Annotated in this window: 12 protein-coding genes and 1 tRNA gene; 4 read left to right on the top strand and 9 right to left on the bottom strand. The window is 51.9% G+C overall.

Annotation, left to right across the window (positions count from 1 at the left end; translation table 11 throughout):
* Positions 1–9 precede the first annotated feature (9 nt).
* Positions 10–948, bottom strand: coding sequence for a glyoxylate/hydroxypyruvate reductase GhrA (gene ghrA, locus HEN21_RS09450; RefSeq protein WP_176252290.1), 939 nt, complete (start codon positions 946–948; stop codon positions 10–12).
* 233 nt (positions 949–1181) lie between these two features.
* Here ghrA and HEN21_RS09455 point away from each other — a divergent pair.
* Positions 1182–1269: transfer RNA gene (locus HEN21_RS09455), tRNA-Ser, on the top strand.
* Between the two features lie 284 nt (positions 1270–1553).
* Here HEN21_RS09455 and phoH read toward each other — a convergent pair.
* From phoH to putP, 5 genes are all read right to left on the bottom strand, one after another.
* Positions 1554–2342 (bottom strand): phosphate starvation-inducible protein PhoH, encoded by a 789-nt coding sequence (gene phoH / locus HEN21_RS09460; RefSeq protein WP_016158041.1) that lies wholly within the window; start codon positions 2340–2342, stop codon positions 1554–1556.
* A gap of 740 nt (positions 2343–3082) precedes the next feature.
* Positions 3083–4354, bottom strand: coding sequence for an iron uptake transporter deferrochelatase/peroxidase subunit (gene efeB, locus HEN21_RS09465; RefSeq protein ID WP_176252289.1), 1272 nt, complete (start codon positions 4352–4354; stop codon positions 3083–3085).
* Positions 4355–4359: 5 nt separating this feature from the next.
* The gene (efeO, locus tag HEN21_RS09470; protein WP_000154421.1) at positions 4360–5487 is read right to left on the bottom strand and encodes an iron uptake system protein EfeO; all 1128 of its coding nucleotides are present in this window, start codon (positions 5485–5487) and stop codon (positions 4360–4362) included.
* A gap of 57 nt (positions 5488–5544) precedes the next feature.
* A complete protein-coding gene (gene efeU, locus HEN21_RS09475) occupies positions 5545–6375 on the bottom strand; it encodes an iron uptake transporter permease EfeU (RefSeq protein ID WP_176252288.1) in 831 nt (276 codons plus the stop codon).
* A 218-nt stretch (positions 6376–6593) separates the two neighbouring features.
* The gene (putP, locus tag HEN21_RS09480; protein WP_176252287.1) at positions 6594–8102 is read right to left on the bottom strand and encodes a sodium/proline symporter PutP; all 1509 of its coding nucleotides are present in this window, start codon (positions 8100–8102) and stop codon (positions 6594–6596) included.
* A gap of 420 nt (positions 8103–8522) precedes the next feature.
* Here putP and putA point away from each other — a divergent pair, with 420 nt between their 5' ends.
* The gene (putA, locus tag HEN21_RS09485) at positions 8523–12485 is read left to right on the top strand and encodes a trifunctional transcriptional regulator/proline dehydrogenase/L-glutamate gamma-semialdehyde dehydrogenase (protein WP_176252286.1); all 3963 of its coding nucleotides are present in this window, start codon (positions 8523–8525) and stop codon (positions 12483–12485) included.
* Between the two features lie 40 nt (positions 12486–12525).
* Here putA and rutR read toward each other — a convergent pair whose 3' ends face one another.
* Both rutR and HEN21_RS09495 read right to left on the bottom strand, forming a co-directional pair.
* Positions 12526–13164 carry an HTH-type transcriptional regulator RutR gene (rutR, locus tag HEN21_RS09490; RefSeq protein ID WP_010352087.1) on the bottom strand — a complete coding sequence of 213 codons (639 nt, stop codon included), beginning with the start codon at positions 13162–13164 and terminating at the stop codon, positions 12526–12528.
* Positions 13165–13385: 221 nt separating this feature from the next.
* The gene (locus HEN21_RS09495) at positions 13386–13559 is read right to left on the bottom strand and encodes a con-10 family general stress protein (RefSeq protein ID WP_001273661.1); all 174 of its coding nucleotides are present in this window, start codon (positions 13557–13559) and stop codon (positions 13386–13388) included.
* A 361-nt stretch (positions 13560–13920) separates the two neighbouring features.
* On the opposite strand from HEN21_RS09495, the gene wrbA reads away from it, so the two are divergent.
* Positions 13921–14517 carry an NAD(P)H:quinone oxidoreductase gene (gene wrbA / locus HEN21_RS09500; protein ID WP_001151442.1) on the top strand — a complete coding sequence of 199 codons (597 nt, stop codon included), beginning with the start codon at positions 13921–13923 and terminating at the stop codon, positions 14515–14517.
* A gap of 20 nt (positions 14518–14537) precedes the next feature.
* Positions 14538–14765, top strand: a complete 228-nt coding sequence (locus HEN21_RS09505; protein WP_001143120.1) for a YccJ family protein — start codon at positions 14538–14540, stop codon at positions 14763–14765.
* Positions 14766–14802: 37 nt separating this feature from the next.
* Here HEN21_RS09505 and agp read toward each other — a convergent pair whose 3' ends face one another.
* Positions 14803–16044, bottom strand: coding sequence for a bifunctional glucose-1-phosphatase/inositol phosphatase (gene agp / locus HEN21_RS09510; RefSeq protein ID WP_176252285.1), 1242 nt, complete (start codon positions 16042–16044; stop codon positions 14803–14805).
* Positions 16045–16113: the final 69 nt, after the last annotated feature.

The following is a 16113-nucleotide window of genomic DNA, read 5'->3' on the forward strand; positions in this document are numbered from 1 at the left end:
TATGGTTTATTAGTAGCCTCGTACACGGTCGACTTGTCCGCTGACCGTCTTCCCTTTTTCGAGTTGTGTAATGGCGTGTGCAATGTACTCCACTGCTTCAACGGGTCGGGTAATGGCTGCGACATGTGGTGTTATTGTCACGCGTGGATGTTGCCAGAGCGGGCTTTCAGGCGGTAAAGGTTCACGATTAAAAACATCCAGCATCGCCGCTTTAACTTTACCGCTATCCAGCGCCGCGAGCAGGTCATCTTCCACCACATGAACGCCACGCGCCAGGTTGAGGAGATATGCGCCATCCGGTAACTTTTCTAATAATTGTTGATTAATAATGCCGACGGTTTCAGGCGTATTCGGTAATAAATTAATTAATACACGGCATTGGCTCAAAAATTTTCCTAACTCTTCAGTTCCGGCAAAACTTTGTACGCCGGGCCAGCTTTTATGGCTACGGCTCCAGCAACGCAGTGGAAAACACCAGGTCTGCAAGCTCTGTGCGACTTTACTGCCCAATACGCCAGCCCCCAGAATGCCGATAGTAAAATCTTCCCGTTGATACTCAGGCAGAGGTTGCCAAAGCGAAGCATTTTGCTGCGCTCGATAATCGTCAAAACGTCTGAACCAATGGAGCACCTGACTGACAGCATATTCCTGCATTTGCTCGCCCATACCCGTATCTTCCAGGCGAAAAAGTGGAATAGACGGTTTCAGCATTTCAGGGTATGTCTGTAATTTACTCAAAATCGAATCAACGCCGGCACCTAATGCGAACACGGCCTTAAGATCACGACCTGCCAGCATTTCAACAGGCGGATGCCAGACCAAAGCATAATCCGCAGGATGATTATCACCGGTTTTCCATGCTCTGACTCTGGCCTGAGGAATAGCTTTACCCAGCGCATCAATCCACCAGGCAGTATCGAACACAGGATGATAAAAAATGATATCCATACTGACTCCCGAAAGCGGTTTTGCGGAATTTACCCGCGCTTATCATTATGATCTATAAAGCTCCTCAGCATAACAAATCCACTGCTGGTGGTAAAAAAAGCAAACTTTGCTTATTAAAGTTGCAGATTGATTGAAGTTTGAATAAACGCGCTATTTTTTTAAAAAGTTTGTTGACCTCAGGCCGTGATTTCCCTAAATTAGCGCCCGTTCCAGCAAGACAGGAACGACAATTTGGTGAGGTGTCCGAGTGGCTGAAGGAGCACGCCTGGAAAGTGTGTATACGGCAACGTATCGGGGGTTCGAATCCCCCCCTCACCGCCATCTTTTAAGAAGAGCCCGTACGTAAGTACGGGCTTTTTTTTCGCATATTGCACAACACCGGGGGGATGAGAAACCCCGACCGGGGTTCGTCAACTGGCGACAGCCAGTTGGACAGTCCGCGAACGCAGTGAGTGGGCTGCCCGCAGGGCGAGTGAAGCGAGTCAATCCCTCCCTCACCGCCATATTTTGAGAAGAGCTCTTATGAAAGTGGACTGCACCTTACTCAGCTGAGTGTCCAACTTTTGGGGTGCACTCCACGCCAGGGCTCTGTACCATTAAAAATCTCAACTATAGGCATGTAGCGTACGTTGGCAAAGTGCCGAACGTACGCAATCCTCTTTACTAAATCGGACAATCCCGACCATTTCATCTTCTTCGAAACGTTCCAGCGCGTCACTTAATCCGGAGCGCACACCGCGAGGTAAATCGCACTGTGTAATATCTCCGTTAACAATAACCGTCACGTTTTCCCCGAGGCGGGTTAAAAACATTTTCATTTGCGCGGCAGTCACATTCTGCGCCTCATCAAGGATGACGACTGCATTTTCAAAGGTACGTCCACGCATATAGGCGAACGGCGCGATTTCGACCTTCCCTATCTCCGGTCGCAGGCAGTATTGCATAAAGGAAGCGCCCAACCGCCGAACCAGCACGTCGTAGACCGGACGAAAATAAGGAGCAAACTTTTCTGCGATATCTCCAGGTAAGAAGCCAAGATCTTCATCAGCTTGCAGAACTGGACGGGTGACGATAATTCTGTCGACATCCTTATGTATCAGGGCTTCTGCCGCTTTTGCCGCACTGATCCAGGTTTTACCACACCCGGCTTCGCCCGTGGCGAATATCAGTTGCTTACTCTCAATAGCCTTCAGATAGTGCAATTGCGCTTCATTTCGCGCGAGGATTGGCGAGGTATCGCGACTGTCGCGAGCCATGCCAATGGCTTCTACGCCGCTCATCTGCACAAGCGAGGTGACCGATTCTTCTTCACGCTGTTTATGGCTGCGCGAATCCCGTCTCAGCACACGTTTTGCCTCGCGACGAGCTTTGATCACTGCTTTTTGTCTTCCCATGGAGAGCACCTTGAGTTGTTTGTATTCATCACACGCGCCGTTGGCAGCGCGATTATGCGCACGAACATCAGAGGGTTGGCTTCCTTGTAAGCCATAGTTTGCTTTTGGAGATAACACCGAAAACGGCTACGCGCACCGTTAAAGGCGTCGGTAACACGAATAAAGAAAGGAAGTGGGTAAAAATACAGAGTGACGAGATGACTACCGGAGGAGAACTCTCCGCGAGTGGTGAAGCGTTGCTTAACAAAACATTGTCCAGTACAGGACGTTACCATCCGCGATCTCCATAGTGACTGACTATCACTGCCGGGAACTACCGCTGTTACTTAATAAGTACAACAGTTTTTGCCTTTATTGCAACAATAAATTTACTTATATTTAACTATAAAACACCATTTTGATGACATTAGTTTCTACTGGAAAGATGACAGAGTGATGACAGTGATGGAAAAAGCTGTGTGCTTTCAGCAGGATTCGCGGTGCTGGTAAAATGTGCCTTGCGCTTGCCGGATGCGGCGTAAACGCCTTATCCTGCCTACCGATCCGGCACCGATTGTAGAACTGATAAGATGCGTCAGCATCGCATCAGGCACCAGCGCACGAACGTCGGATGCGGCGTAACGCCTTATCCTGCCTACCGATCCTACACCGATTGTAGGCCTGATGAGATGCGCCAGCATCGCATCAGGCATCAGCGCACGAACGTCGGATGCGGCGTAACGCCTATCCGCCTAAAAACATTAAACCCGCAATAATGCGCTTCCGAGATAATCGTTCGCGTCCTTCACCCCTGGCAACGCAAAGAAATAACCGCCACCGATAGGTTTAACGTATTCCTCCAGCGCCTCGCCGTTCAGCCTTTTTTGTACTGTCAGGAAGCCCTTTTCCAGATCGTGTTGGTAGCAAACGAACAGTAGCCCCATATCCAGTTGCCCGGAGTTGGTGACGCCCAGTGAATAACTGTAGCCACGGCGCAACATCAGGCTGGACTCACTCTCTGGCGTGCGTGGATTCGCCAGCCGGATATGGCTGTCCAGTGCTATCACCTTCCCTTCAGGATCGCTGGCGTAATCGGGCACATCATGCTCGTGCTGCATTCCTAGCGGAGCACCGGTTTGCTTATCACGACCAAAAATCATCTGCTGTTCTTTCAGTGGCGTTCTGTCCCAAAATTCCACCCGAAACTGAATCAACCGCACCGCCTGGTAGCTACCACCGATAGTCCAGGCAGGTTCCTGCTGATCTGCCGTGACCCACACCACTTTTTGCATCAACTTCGCATTATGGCTGTCGGGATTAGCAGTGCCGTCTTTAAAGCCCAGCAAATTAATCGGCGTCTCTTTGCCTTTACTACGCGCCGCATGATCGGAAATAAACCCTTCCCGCTTCCAGCGCACGCTGAGCAAATCCGGCGTGTGTTTAATGATATCGCGCAGCGCGTGGATCACCGTGTCCTGGGTATTGGCGCAAATCTGTAGCAACACATCTCCATGACATAACGCTGCATCAAGCGAGTCGTTGGGGAAACGCGTCATCTTCTGCAACTTTTTCGGCATCTGTGGCGCAAGGCCAAACCGCTCATCAAACAACGAGTGACCAACAGACAACGTGATGGTGAGATTATCAGGCGCAATGTAGCCGCCAAGAATACCGGAATCGAGTGGCGGCAGGCGCGGATTTGGCGTTTCTGGTGCCATTCCGCCCTGAGTCAGAAAAGCAAAACGCTGAGTCAACAAGCGAAACAACCGCTCAAGATCGGCTTTATCACTGGCAAGCACATCAAACGCCACCAGCATCATTGCGGCCTGCTGTGGCGTCACAATCCCCGCCTGATGTTCGCCATAAAACGGCTGTTTCTCATTGCGCGCATCCGGCGAAAGCGTACCCGGTGCACTTTGCGCTTTTTGTGCATGAGCCACCGGGCAACTTCCCGCCAGCGCCAGTGCACCAATCCCTTTCAGTAAACGTCGGCGTGACGGTTCATTCACGCCGTTTTCATCTTCATACTGCATAACGCTTAATCCAGTCCCAGCACACCGCGAAGTTGCGCCAGATCTTCCGCCAGCGCGGTAATCGGGCCTTTTAGCGCGTTACGGTCGGCATCAGTCAATTTGTCGTAGGTTTCAAAGCCGTCTTTGGTACGGTATTTCGCCAGAATGGTATCGACCTTTTTGAAGTTGGTATCGACTTTTGTTAACAGTTCCGGGTTAGCTTTTTTCAATTGTGGACGCAGCAGATCGACAATTTTCTGCGAGCCTTCAACGTTAGCCTGGAAATCCCACAGATCGGTGTGGCTGTAGCGATCTTCTTCACCGCTAATTTTGCTGGCTGCCACTTCCTCAATCAGTCCCGCTGCGCCGCCGACCACTTTTGAAGGTGGGAAAGCCAGTTCACTGATGCGTTTATGCAAATCGACCACATCGGTATAAAGCTGGTCAGCGTACTGATCCATTCCTTTGGTGGTGTTGTCGCCAAACAAGGCTTTTTCCAGACGGTGGAAACCGGTGAATTTTGGGTCGGCAGCTTTTTGCTCGTAATCATCCTCACGGGCGTCAATGCTGCCATCCAGATCGGAGAACAGTTCAGCGATCGGTTCAATGCGCTCATAGTGCTGGCGCGTCGGCGCATACAGTGCTTTCGCTTTTTCGATATCGCCCGCTTTAATGGCGTCGGTAAAGGCTTTAGTGTCGGTCACCAGCTGCGTGGTTTCCGCCATGACATACGTCTTATATGCGGTGATTGCACCGCCGAGGCTTAACAGTGCATCACTTTGCGCCGCATCCGCCGTCGCCTCGCCTTTGACGATCAACTTCCCTTTCGGGTTAGTCAGCAGACCGCAGGTCATATCGTATTCACCAGGCTGTAAATTCGCCGTCATTTTTTGGCTAAAACCAGGGGCGATATTTTCCCGCTCTTCCACCACCATCACGCCTTTGAGGATCTCCCACTCCAGCGCCTTCTGACTGTGGTTCTGAATGATAAACTGCGTTTTCCCGGCGTTAACCGTAATAGTCATTGGTTCGCACTGCTTATCCGTCACGGTCACTTTGACCTGCGGCACATCAGCGGCATTTGCCATAAAAGCAGAAGAGAACAGCGCAGCCACGCTTAATTGCAGTGCGCTACGGCGGAAGTTAATGGTCATGACGAGACTATCCCTTTAAAGTATGTTGTAACTAAGCAAGAGTTTGCGTCGTATTTGTTACGCGGAGCGAGACGCTGTCGTTCCTGCACGTGGCGGCAGAGCAAACGCCACCAGCGCCGGGATGAGATAAATAAACCAGACGGCGACTTCGCTGACGCTCGGCGCTTCCTGATAACCAAAAATACCTTCCATCAGCGTGCCGAACAGCGAGTGAGTTGAGAGCACCGCGCTCATATCGAAGGCGATTTCCTGAAAGTGGTTCCACAATCCGGCTTCATGAAATGCGCGAATGGCACCTGCAGCCAGCCCTGCGGCGACGAAGAGAATAAACAGGCTGGTCCATTTGAAAAATGCGCCAATATTGAGGCGAATACCGCCCCAGTAGAGCAGGAAACCAAGCACCACGGCCATGGCGAGGCCAAGCATTGCACCGAGCGGCGGCCAGATCCCGACATCTTGCTGAAATGCCGCCAGCAGGAAAAAGACCGACTCCAGCCCTTCCCGTGCAACGGCAAAAAAGACCATCATCACCAGCGCCCAGCCGTGATGATTCCCGCGCTGCAATGCGCTATCGACCGCCTGCTCCAGTTGCACTTTGACGTTGCGCGACACTTTGCGCATCCAGAAAACCATCCAGGTGAGGATCACCACGGCGATCACCGCCACGATACCTTCAAACAGCTCCTGTTCTTTTTGCGGAAATTCGCCGGTGGTTTCATTAATGAAGATACCCAACCCCAGGCACAACGCAGCGGCAAGCAACACGCCAATCCACATCACACCAATCCATCGGCCTCGCTGGGTACGCTTAAGATAGCTGGCAATCAAACTGACAATCAGCGCGGCTTCAAGTCCTTCGCGCAACATAATGAGAAACGGAACAAACATGCCACCCACCCTTAAACGTTTTTCTGAGTCAATCTATGCAAAGAAAAGTAAATCGCAGTGATAGCGATTATCATTACGGCGGAGAAATACACAAGCGGAATGTAGTGATAATGATGAGGAAATGTAAATTTTTTTTGCGAGAAAACACAGAGGGCAATCACTGATTGCCCTCTTCTGCTTCCCATTATGACGTGGAATTTTCGGTAAAACGCCTTCCCTTAACCTTCCTGCAACCGTGACGGTGGCGCCGAATGATAGTGCGCATCTGCTTCGGCAAAGCGTTTTTGCATCGCCGCTGACGGCGCTTTACCCAGCAAACTAAACACCACAATCCCAATGCTGCCGAAGATAAAGCCCGGAATAATTTCGTACAGACCCAGCCAGCCGAACTGTTTCCAGACGATAACCGTCAGCGCACCGATGATCATCCCCGCCAGCGCGCCGTTGCGCGTCATGCGTGACCACATCACCGAGAACAGCACCACCGGACCAAACGCCGCGCCAAAGCCTGCCCACGCGTAGCTCACCAGCCCCAGCACGCGGTTTTCCGGGTTCGCTGCCAACTCAATGGCCACCAGCGCCACCACCAGCACCATAACACGCCCTACCCACACCAGTTCTTTCTGGCTGGCATGTTTACGCAGAAATGCTTTGTACAGATCTTCGGTAATCGCACTGGAACATACCAGCAACTGACAGCTTAACGTTGACATCACCGCCGCCAGAATCGCCGACAGCAGGATCCCGGCAATCCACGGGTTAAACAGAATTTGCGCCAGTTCGATAAACACGCGTTCAGCGTTCTGGTTTACCGCACCTGCTACCGCAGGATGATCATTAAAGTAAGCAATCCCAAAGAAGCCGACAGCCACCGCCCCAGCGAGGCAGAGGATCATCCAGGTCATACTGATACGACGCGCATGGACGATGCTGTGGTGAGAATCCGCCGCCATAAAACGCGCCAGAATATGCGGCTGCCCGAAGTAACCCAGCCCCCAGCCCATCAGCGAGATAATGGCGACAAAATTCAGTCCTTTAAGCATATCAACGTTTTCAATGCTCTTTTGTTTGATCACTTCCAGCGAGTCGCCAAACCCACCAACGCTAATGATTACAATAACCGGCGTCAGGATCAGGGCAAAAATCATCAGGCTGGCCTGTACAGTATCGGTCCAGCTCACCGCGAGGAAGCCGCCAATAAAGGTATAGAGGATGGTCGCCGCTGCACCTGCCCACAGAGCCGTTTCGTAGCTCATGCCAAAGGTGCTTTCAAACAGACGCGCGCCTGCCACAATGCCCGAAGCGCAATAAATGGTGAAGAACAGCAAAATAACCAGCGCGGAGATAATGCGCAAAATACGGCTTTTATCTTCAAAGCGCCCGGTGAAATAATCCGGCAGGGTTAAGGCGTTATTGTTGTATTCGGTATGCACACGCAACCGCCCGGCCACCAGTTTCCAGTTAATCCACGCGCCTAATGTCAGGCCAATAGCGATCCAGCTTTCGGAAATCCCGGAAAGAAACACTGCGCCCGGCAGCCCCATTAATAGCCAGCCGCTCATATCCGACGCCCCCGCCGATAATGCCGTTACAAACGGCCCAAGGCTGCGACCGCCCAGAATATAGTCGTCAAAGTTTTTCGTTGATCGCCAGGCGATAAACCCAATCAATATCATGCCAAAGATATAGACACAAAATGTCACCAACATCGGTGTGCTAATAGCCATCTAAAGTCTCCAAAAAATTATTATCGGCAATGTCGAAACTTGCCGTTATATCTGCCACCGGAACGGGGTAACAGAGTTTATGTTTACCAGGGCGACCGTATCCTGCCGGAAGCGTTGGTTATTCACAATCGATTTAACACATCATTTACATTAAATTTTAGTGCCCAGCGATACTATTTTTCATCAGGTTGCACTCCCTCACATTTTTTGCGGTTGCACCTTTCAAAAATGTTAACTGCCGCAGAGAAAAAGTCTGCGTTATTTTTTATTCCCTGTCATATCGATTTCTTTTATTAACATTTCATTCATTTTTAAGCTTGCTACGTAAGTCACATTTAACATGGTTGCACAAAGTTGCAACATAATGGATATTTCACAATAACGTTAAGTTGCACCTTTCAGAACAACAGGAGTAATGGCATGGGAACCACCACCATGGGGGTTAAGCTGGACGACGCGACGCGCGAGCGTATTAAGTCAGCCGCGACACGTATCGATCGCACGCCACACTGGTTAATTAAGCAGGCGATTTTTTCTTATCTTGAACAACTGGAGAACAGCGATACCCTGCCGGAGCTGCCTGCGCTGCTTTCTGGCGCTGCCAATGAGAGCGATGAAGCACCGACTCCGGCAGAGGAACCACACCAGCCATTCCTCGACTTTGCCGAGCAAATTTTGCCGCAGTCAGTTTCCCGTGCTGCCATCACCGCTGCCTATCGCCGCCCGGAAACCGAAGCGGTTTCTATGCTGCTGGAACAAGCTCGCCTGCCGCAGCCGATTGCGGAACAGGCGCACAAACTGGCATATCAACTGGCAGATAAACTGCGTAATCAAAAAAACGCCAGTGGTCGCGCAGGCATGGTTCAGGGATTATTGCAGGAGTTTTCACTGTCATCGCAGGAAGGCGTGGCGCTGATGTGTCTGGCGGAAGCGTTGCTACGTATTCCCGACAAAGCCACCCGTGATGCGTTAATTCGCGACAAAATCAGCAACGGTAACTGGCAGTCACACATTGGTCGTAGCCCGTCTTTGTTTGTTAATGCCGCCACCTGGGGGCTGCTGTTTACCGGCAAACTGGTTTCTACCCATAACGAAGCCAGCCTCTCCCGTTCGCTAAATCGCATTATCGGTAAGAGCGGTGAACCGCTGATCCGCAAAGGTGTGGATATGGCGATGCGCCTGATGGGCGAACAGTTTGTCACTGGCGAAACCATCGCGGAAGCATTAGCCAATGCCCGCAAGCTGGAAGAGAAAGGTTTCCGTTACTCTTACGATATGCTCGGCGAAGCCGCGCTGACCGCCGCAGATGCGCAGGCGTATATGGTGTCCTATCAGCAGGCGATTCACGCCATTGGTAAAGCGTCTAACGGTCGTGGCATCTATGAAGGGCCGGGCATTTCAATCAAACTGTCGGCGCTGCATCCGCGTTATAGCCGTGCCCAGTATGACCGGGTAATGGAAGAGCTTTACCCACGTCTGAAATCACTCACCCTGCTGGCGCGTCAGTACGATATTGGTATTAACATCGATGCCGAAGAGGCCGATCGTCTGGAGATCTCCCTCGATCTGTTGGAAAAACTCTGTTTCGAGCCGGAACTGGCAGGCTGGAACGGCATCGGTTTTGTTATTCAGGCTTATCAGAAACGCTGCCCGATGGTAATTGATTACCTGATTGATCTCGCCACCCGCAGCCGTCGCCGTCTGATGATTCGCCTGGTGAAAGGCGCGTACTGGGACAGCGAAATCAAGCGTGCGCAGATGGACGGCCTTGAAGGTTATCCGGTTTATACCCGCAAGGTGTATACCGACGTTTCTTATCTCGCCTGTGCGAAAAAGCTGCTGGCGGTGCCGAATTTAATCTACCCGCAGTTCGCGACGCACAACGCCCATACGCTGGCGGCAATTTATCAACTGGCGGGTCAAAACTACTATCCTGGTCAGTACGAGTTCCAGTGCCTGCACGGCATGGGCGAACCACTGTATGAGCAGGTCACCGGGAAAGTTGCCGACGGCAAACTTAACCGCCCGTGTCGTATTTACGCGCCGGTCGGTACGCATGAAACGCTGCTGGCGTATCTGGTACGTCGCCTGCTGGAAAACGGTGCCAACACCTCGTTTGTTAACCGTATTGCCGACACCTCTTTGCCACTGGATGAACTGGTTGCTGATCCGGTCACTGCCGTAGAAAAAATGGCACAACAGGAAGGGCAAACAGGGCTACCGCATCCGAAAATTCCGCTGCCGCGCGATCTTTACGGTCAGGGGCGCGACAACTCGGCAGGGTTAGATCTCGCCAACGAACACCGTCTGGCATCGCTCTCCTCTGCCCTGCTCAACAGTGCGCTGCAAAAATGGCAGGCCTTGCCAATGCTGGAACAGCCGGTAGCGGCAGGTGAGATGTCACCCGTTATTAACCCTGCGGAACCGAAAGATATTGTGGGCTATGTGCGTGAAGCCACGCCGCGTGAAGTGGAACAGGCACTGGAAAATGCGGTTAATAATGCGCCAATCTGGTTTGCCACTCCTCCGGCTGAACGTGCGGCGATATTGCATCGCGCTGCCGTGCTGATGGAAAGCCAGATGCAGCAACTGATTGGTATTCTGGTGCGTGAAGCCGGGAAAACCTTCAGTAACGCCATTGCTGAAGTGCGCGAAGCTGTCGATTTTCTCCACTACTACGCCGGACAGGTGCGAGACGATTTCGCTAACGAAACTCATCGTCCATTAGGGCCAGTGGTGTGTATCAGCCCGTGGAACTTCCCGCTGGCGATTTTCACCGGGCAGATCGCCGCCGCACTGGCGGCAGGTAACAGCGTACTGGCAAAACCGGCAGAACAAACGCCGCTGATAGCCGCGCAAGGCATCTCTATTTTACTGGAAGCCGGTGTACCGCCAGGCGTGGTGCAATTGCTGCCAGGTCGGGGTGAAACCGTGGGCGCGCAACTGACGGGTGATGATCGCGTGCGCGGGGTGATGTTTACCGGATCAACCGAAGTCGCTACGTTACTGCAACGCAATATCGCCAGCCGCCTGGACGCTCAGGGTCGCCCTATTCCGCTCATCGCTGAAACCGGCGGTATGAACGCGATGATTGTCGATTCCTCCGCTCTGACTGAACAAGTTGTCATAGATGTGCTGGCCTCAGCGTTCGACAGTGCAGGTCAGCGTTGTTCGGCACTGCGCGTGCTGTGCCTGCAAGATGAGATTGCCGACCACACGTTGAAAATGCTGCGCGGCGCAATGGCCGAATGCCGGATGGGTAATCCGGGTCGCCTGACCACCGATATCGGTCCGGTGATTGATAGCGAAGCGAAAGCCAATATCGAGCGTCATATTCAGACCATGCGTAGCAAAGGCCGTCCGGTGTTCCAGGCGGTGCGGGAAAACAGCGAAGATGCCCGTGAATGGCAAAGCGGCACCTTTGTCGCCCCGACGCTGATCGAACTGGATGACTTTGCCGAATTGCAAAAAGAGGTCTTTGGTCCGGTGCTGCATGTGGTGCGTTACAACCGTAACCAGCTCCCAGAGCTGATCGAGCAGATTAACGCTTCCGGTTATGGTCTGACGCTTGGCGTTCATACACGTATTGATGAAACCATTGCCCAGGTCACTGGCTCGGCGCATGTCGGTAACCTGTATGTTAACCGTAATATGGTTGGCGCAGTGGTTGGTGTGCAGCCGTTCGGCGGCGAAGGGTTGTCCGGTACAGGTCCGAAAGCAGGCGGTCCGCTTTATCTCTACCGTCTGCTGGCGAATCGCCCGGAAAGCGCGCTGGCGGTGACACTCGCGCGTCAGGATGCAGAGTATCCGGTCGATGCGCAGTTGAAAGCCGCATTGATCCAGCCACTGAATGCACTACGGGAATGGGCTGCAAACCGGACAGAATTGCAGGCGTTATGTGCGCAATATGGTGAGCTGGCGCAGGCAGGAACACAGCGATTGCTGCCAGGGCCGACGGGTGAACGCAACACCTGGACACTGCTGCCGCGTGAGCGCGTGTTATGTATTGCGGATGATGAACAGGATGCATTAACTCAGCTTGCCGCCGTGTTGGCCGTTGGCAGCCGGGTGCTGTGGACGGATGACACACTGCATCGTCAATTAGTGAAGGCATTGCCATCGGCAGTCAGCGAACGTATTCAACTGGCTAAAGCGGAAAATATTACCGCTCAACCATTTGATGCGGTGATCTTCCACGGTGATTCGGATCAGCTTCGTGCACTGTGTGAAGCGGTTGCCGCGCGTGACGGTGCGATTGTTTCGGTGCAGGGTTTTGCCCGTGGCGAAAGCAATATCCTTCTGGAACGGCTGTATATCGAACGTTCGCTGAGTGTGAATACCGCTGCCGCCGGCGGTAACGCCAGTTTAATGACGATCGGTTAAAGAGCTTGCCGGAGGATGTTGCAACTTCCTCCGGCAATCATTAACGTGGTCGAATCCCTTCAATAATAATCCGCTGCACGTTTTCAACCGTTTGATTGAAAAACACCTCATCGCGCAACGTGGCGCCTGTCACCGCCTCCACCTGGGGAGCGAAATCGGCATAATGTTGGGTGGAAGCCCAAATCATAAAAATCAGATGCTGCGGGTCAATCGGCGCGAGTTTTCCGCTTTTGACCCAACCGGCAATCAGCGCCGATTTCTCATCAATTAACGCCTTCAAATCCCCCGTCAGCTCATCCATTAACAGCGGCGCGCCCGCCAGCATCTCCATACAGAACAGGCGCGAAGCCTGCGGATAATCACGGGAAACTTCCAGCTTCAGACGGATGTACTCTTTGATCGCCGCCAGCGGGGAAAAATCTTCACGAAACGCTTTTAACGGTGCCAGCCAGATATCGAGAATTTGCCGCAGCACGGCAATATACAGCGCCTCTTTCGACGGGAAGTAATACAGCAGATTGGTTTTTGACACGCCCGCCAACTCTGCGATCTGTTCCAGCCTTGTGCCGTGAAAACCGAATTGTGAAAAAGTGTCCAGCGCCGCACCAAGAATCGCTTTTTTCTTCGCGCTTACTGCACGCGAACGTTTACCCGTTGTTTTCACTGCGCCTTGCGTCATGCGCTCTCCCCTCTTGTAGATTGGCAACAGGATAGCAAAATCAGCACGATGCCTCGACCATCAACATTCACGGTACAAATGAATAATGGTGAAATGAGCGAGAAAGGTATTAACACAAGGATATTAAGAAGAGTACCAGAACGAAAAACCGCCGGAATTACCGGCGGCAGTGGCGTAATGACGTGCGTCAGACAAAACGCATTGGTCATGGAGTAGCCCGGCTAGTTGTTGCTTTTGCCGTGACTGCTTTTGCCCCCTTTTTTTCCTGCTTCAGATGCGCGCTGCGGGTCATTTTTGAAATTCCCCCCGCTGTGCTGTCCACCTTTTTTACCTGCTTCTGATGCTCTTTCGCGGTCTTCTGCAAAATTGCCGGAACCGCCTCGATGGTTTGCCATTACTGACCTCCGTCATCATAGTGCCCAGGATTAACGCGGCGTATGGCGGGTGCCATATTTTCGCTACGTGGGACTAAGCTTAGTGAACTGACGCGGGTAAGCCTGCGTTTGGTAATATCCTGCAACAGCTTCTTAGCGAGAATAGATATCATTTCCGGTAATCAGCCATAAGCCGCTCTTATGATTAAAAAAACGCTATGGGATAAAAATGTATCATTTTGCGACAAAATTACATGCTTGTGAAAATTGTTATAAATCAAATAAGTGGTTGTGAAATTTGCACTCTGAATAGGACGTCTTATCTTTAAATGAGTGGTAGCGAATCGCTACGGAATAGAGATAACACGAGGAGTGGTTAGAAATGGCTAAAGTTCTGGTGCTTTATTATTCCATGTACGGACATATCGAAACGATGGCACGAGCTGTCGCCGAAGGCGCAAGCAAAGTCGATGGCGCAGAAGTTGTCGTTAAGCGTGTACCGGAAACCATGCAGCCGCAATTATTCGAAAAAGCAGGCGGTAAAACGCAAACTGCGCCCGTTGCAACCCCGCAAGAACTGGCCGATTACGACGCGATTATTTTTGGTACACCAACCCGTTTTGGCAATATGTCAGGCCAGATGCGTACTTTCCTGGATCAGACTGGCGGCCTGTGGGCTTCCGGCGCTCTGTACGGCAAACTGGCAAGCGTCTTTAGTTCGACCGGCACCGGCGGCGGTCAGGAACAGACTATCACTTCAACCTGGACGACCCTTGCACATCACGGCATGGTGATTGTCCCTATTGGCTACGCAGCACAAGAGTTATTTGACGTCTCGCAGGTTCGCGGCGGAACGCCTTATGGCGCGACCACCATTGCAGGCGGTGACGGTTCGCGCCAGCCCAGTCAGGAAGAGTTGTCTATCGCACGTTACCAGGGGGAATATGTTGCTGGTCTGGCAGTCAAACTTAATGGCTAATCTTCAACAGGAGGATACACATGCCAACTCAAGAAGCGAAAGCTCATCACGTGGGTGAATGGGCATCTCTGCGCAACACGTCACCGGAAATAGCCGAGGCCATTTTTGAAGTCGCCGGGTACGATGAGAAAATGGCGGAAAAAATTTGGGAAGAAGGTAGCGATGAAGTGTTAGTCAAAGCCTTTGCCAAAACCGATAAAGATTCGCTTTTTTGGGGCGAACAGACCATCGAACGTAAAAACGTTTAACCAGTGACTCCCCCGCAGCTGACGGGGGAGTTTTCTGTTATTTCACCGCTTCATTCAACACGCTATCAAACTTATCCATCGGACAAAAACCATTAGCATCTATCGGGCAACCGCTTAATTCCAGCGTCACCCGCTGAGCCGGAGCCTGCAACGTTAACGCATCGGCATTACGTAACTGTTCCGCGCTCTGGTATACATACTCGATTTTCATCAAATCACGATTGGCTTTGCTGTCATGCCAACGCTGGAAAACGATTTTGCCGCCAATTGGCGTGCGTTCGTTCTGGTCATGCAACTGATAGGGTTTAAAATCCAGCGCGGTGAGCAGCGAGGCAATATTAGAGTCATGCCCTACCAACACAGTGATTTTCGGTGCGCTGGCGCGATCGGTGACCAGGGCTTTGTCGATATAACTGACCAGCGGTTTCGCAACATTGCGCGCTACTTCCGGTGAGGTAAACAAGCTGTCCTGGTAGCCGTTTTTCAGCTTCGACAACACCTTCCACTGTTGGTCAGATTTAATTTCCCCCCACGCCACCTGATCCATCGGGAAACCTTCGTAGTATTGCAAAGTAAACGCATCTACCAGCGAATTGCCGACTTTCAATGGCCCGGAAACGCCCGGCTCTTGTTGATACTTCGCACTAAAAGTATTTTTGCCATCCACCAGCGAACATTGCTGCTTCTCTTTACAGGCTGGAGAGTCTTTATAGTTAACGATTTTTTCCAGTAGCTGATAGCTGTCCGTCAGTTGTAGTTTGCTGAACTCTTTCTCCATTGCCGCCACCGCCTGCTCACTGAATGCGGCGGAATCATCGGTAATTACCGGGTTAAAGGTTGGGTCCATGGTGCCCATTTTTTCCTGGTGATGAACAGGAATATCACATCCAGGGAATGCACCAGTAATAAAGAACTGCGCGGTAGCGACGGTACGTTGCAGGCTGTTTGCGTAGGCATAAACGGTGTCCGGCGGCGGGCATTCACCCGACTTTACCATCCCCTGCTCTGCCAGCCACTCACGCATGTAATGACCCATATACACTTCCAGCACGCCACCTTTAGTGGTGAGCTGCCCGCCAGGAACATCCCATTCCGGCCATTTATTCGGCGTCGACTGCTCAAGCACGCTGCCATTATTTGCCAGCGGCGCACGTAAGTTATGGCGACTCATCATCAGCACTTGCTGTAGCTGATAGCCTTCCGGTACAGTCTGTGCCTGAGCATTTGAAGAAAGCAAAGCCATCCCTGCCACGGCTGCGGCGATTAGCGTTTTTTTCATTCCTCACACCTCTTTTGTTATCAATGATTAAAGAGTGTGACAGAAATATGACTTTTTTCCGGGAACAGG

Origin of the sequence: Escherichia sp. 93.1518 (assembly GCF_013368915.2) — a bacterium.
Taxonomy (GTDB): Bacteria; Pseudomonadota; Gammaproteobacteria; order Enterobacterales; family Enterobacteriaceae; genus Escherichia; species Escherichia ruysiae.

Coding starts and splice junctions, on each gene's coding strand:
- ghrA (WP_176252290.1), bottom strand. CDS start 948: ATGGATATCATTTTTTATCATCCTGTGTTCGATACTGCCTGGTGGATT.
- phoH (WP_016158041.1), bottom strand. CDS start 2,342: ATGGGAAGACAAAAAGCAGTGATCAAAGCTCGTCGCGAGGCAAAACGT.
- efeB (WP_176252289.1), bottom strand. CDS start 4,354: ATGCAGTATGAAGATGAAAACGGCGTGAATGAACCGTCACGCCGACGT.
- efeO (WP_000154421.1), bottom strand. CDS start 5,487: ATGACCATTAACTTCCGCCGTAGCGCACTGCAATTAAGCGTGGCTGCG.
- efeU (WP_176252288.1), bottom strand. CDS start 6,375: ATGTTTGTTCCGTTTCTCATTATGTTGCGCGAAGGACTTGAAGCCGCG.
- putP (WP_176252287.1), bottom strand. CDS start 8,102: ATGGCTATTAGCACACCGATGTTGGTGACATTTTGTGTCTATATCTTT.
- putA (WP_176252286.1), top strand. CDS start 8,523: ATGGGAACCACCACCATGGGGGTTAAGCTGGACGACGCGACGCGCGAG.
- rutR (WP_010352087.1), bottom strand. CDS start 13,164: ATGACGCAAGGCGCAGTGAAAACAACGGGTAAACGTTCGCGTGCAGTA.
- HEN21_RS09495 (WP_001273661.1), bottom strand. CDS start 13,559: ATGGCAAACCATCGAGGCGGTTCCGGCAATTTTGCAGAAGACCGCGAA.
- wrbA (WP_001151442.1), top strand. CDS start 13,921: ATGGCTAAAGTTCTGGTGCTTTATTATTCCATGTACGGACATATCGAA.
- HEN21_RS09505 (WP_001143120.1), top strand. CDS start 14,538: ATGCCAACTCAAGAAGCGAAAGCTCATCACGTGGGTGAATGGGCATCT.
- agp (WP_176252285.1), bottom strand. CDS start 16,044: ATGAAAAAAACGCTAATCGCCGCAGCCGTGGCAGGGATGGCTTTGCTT.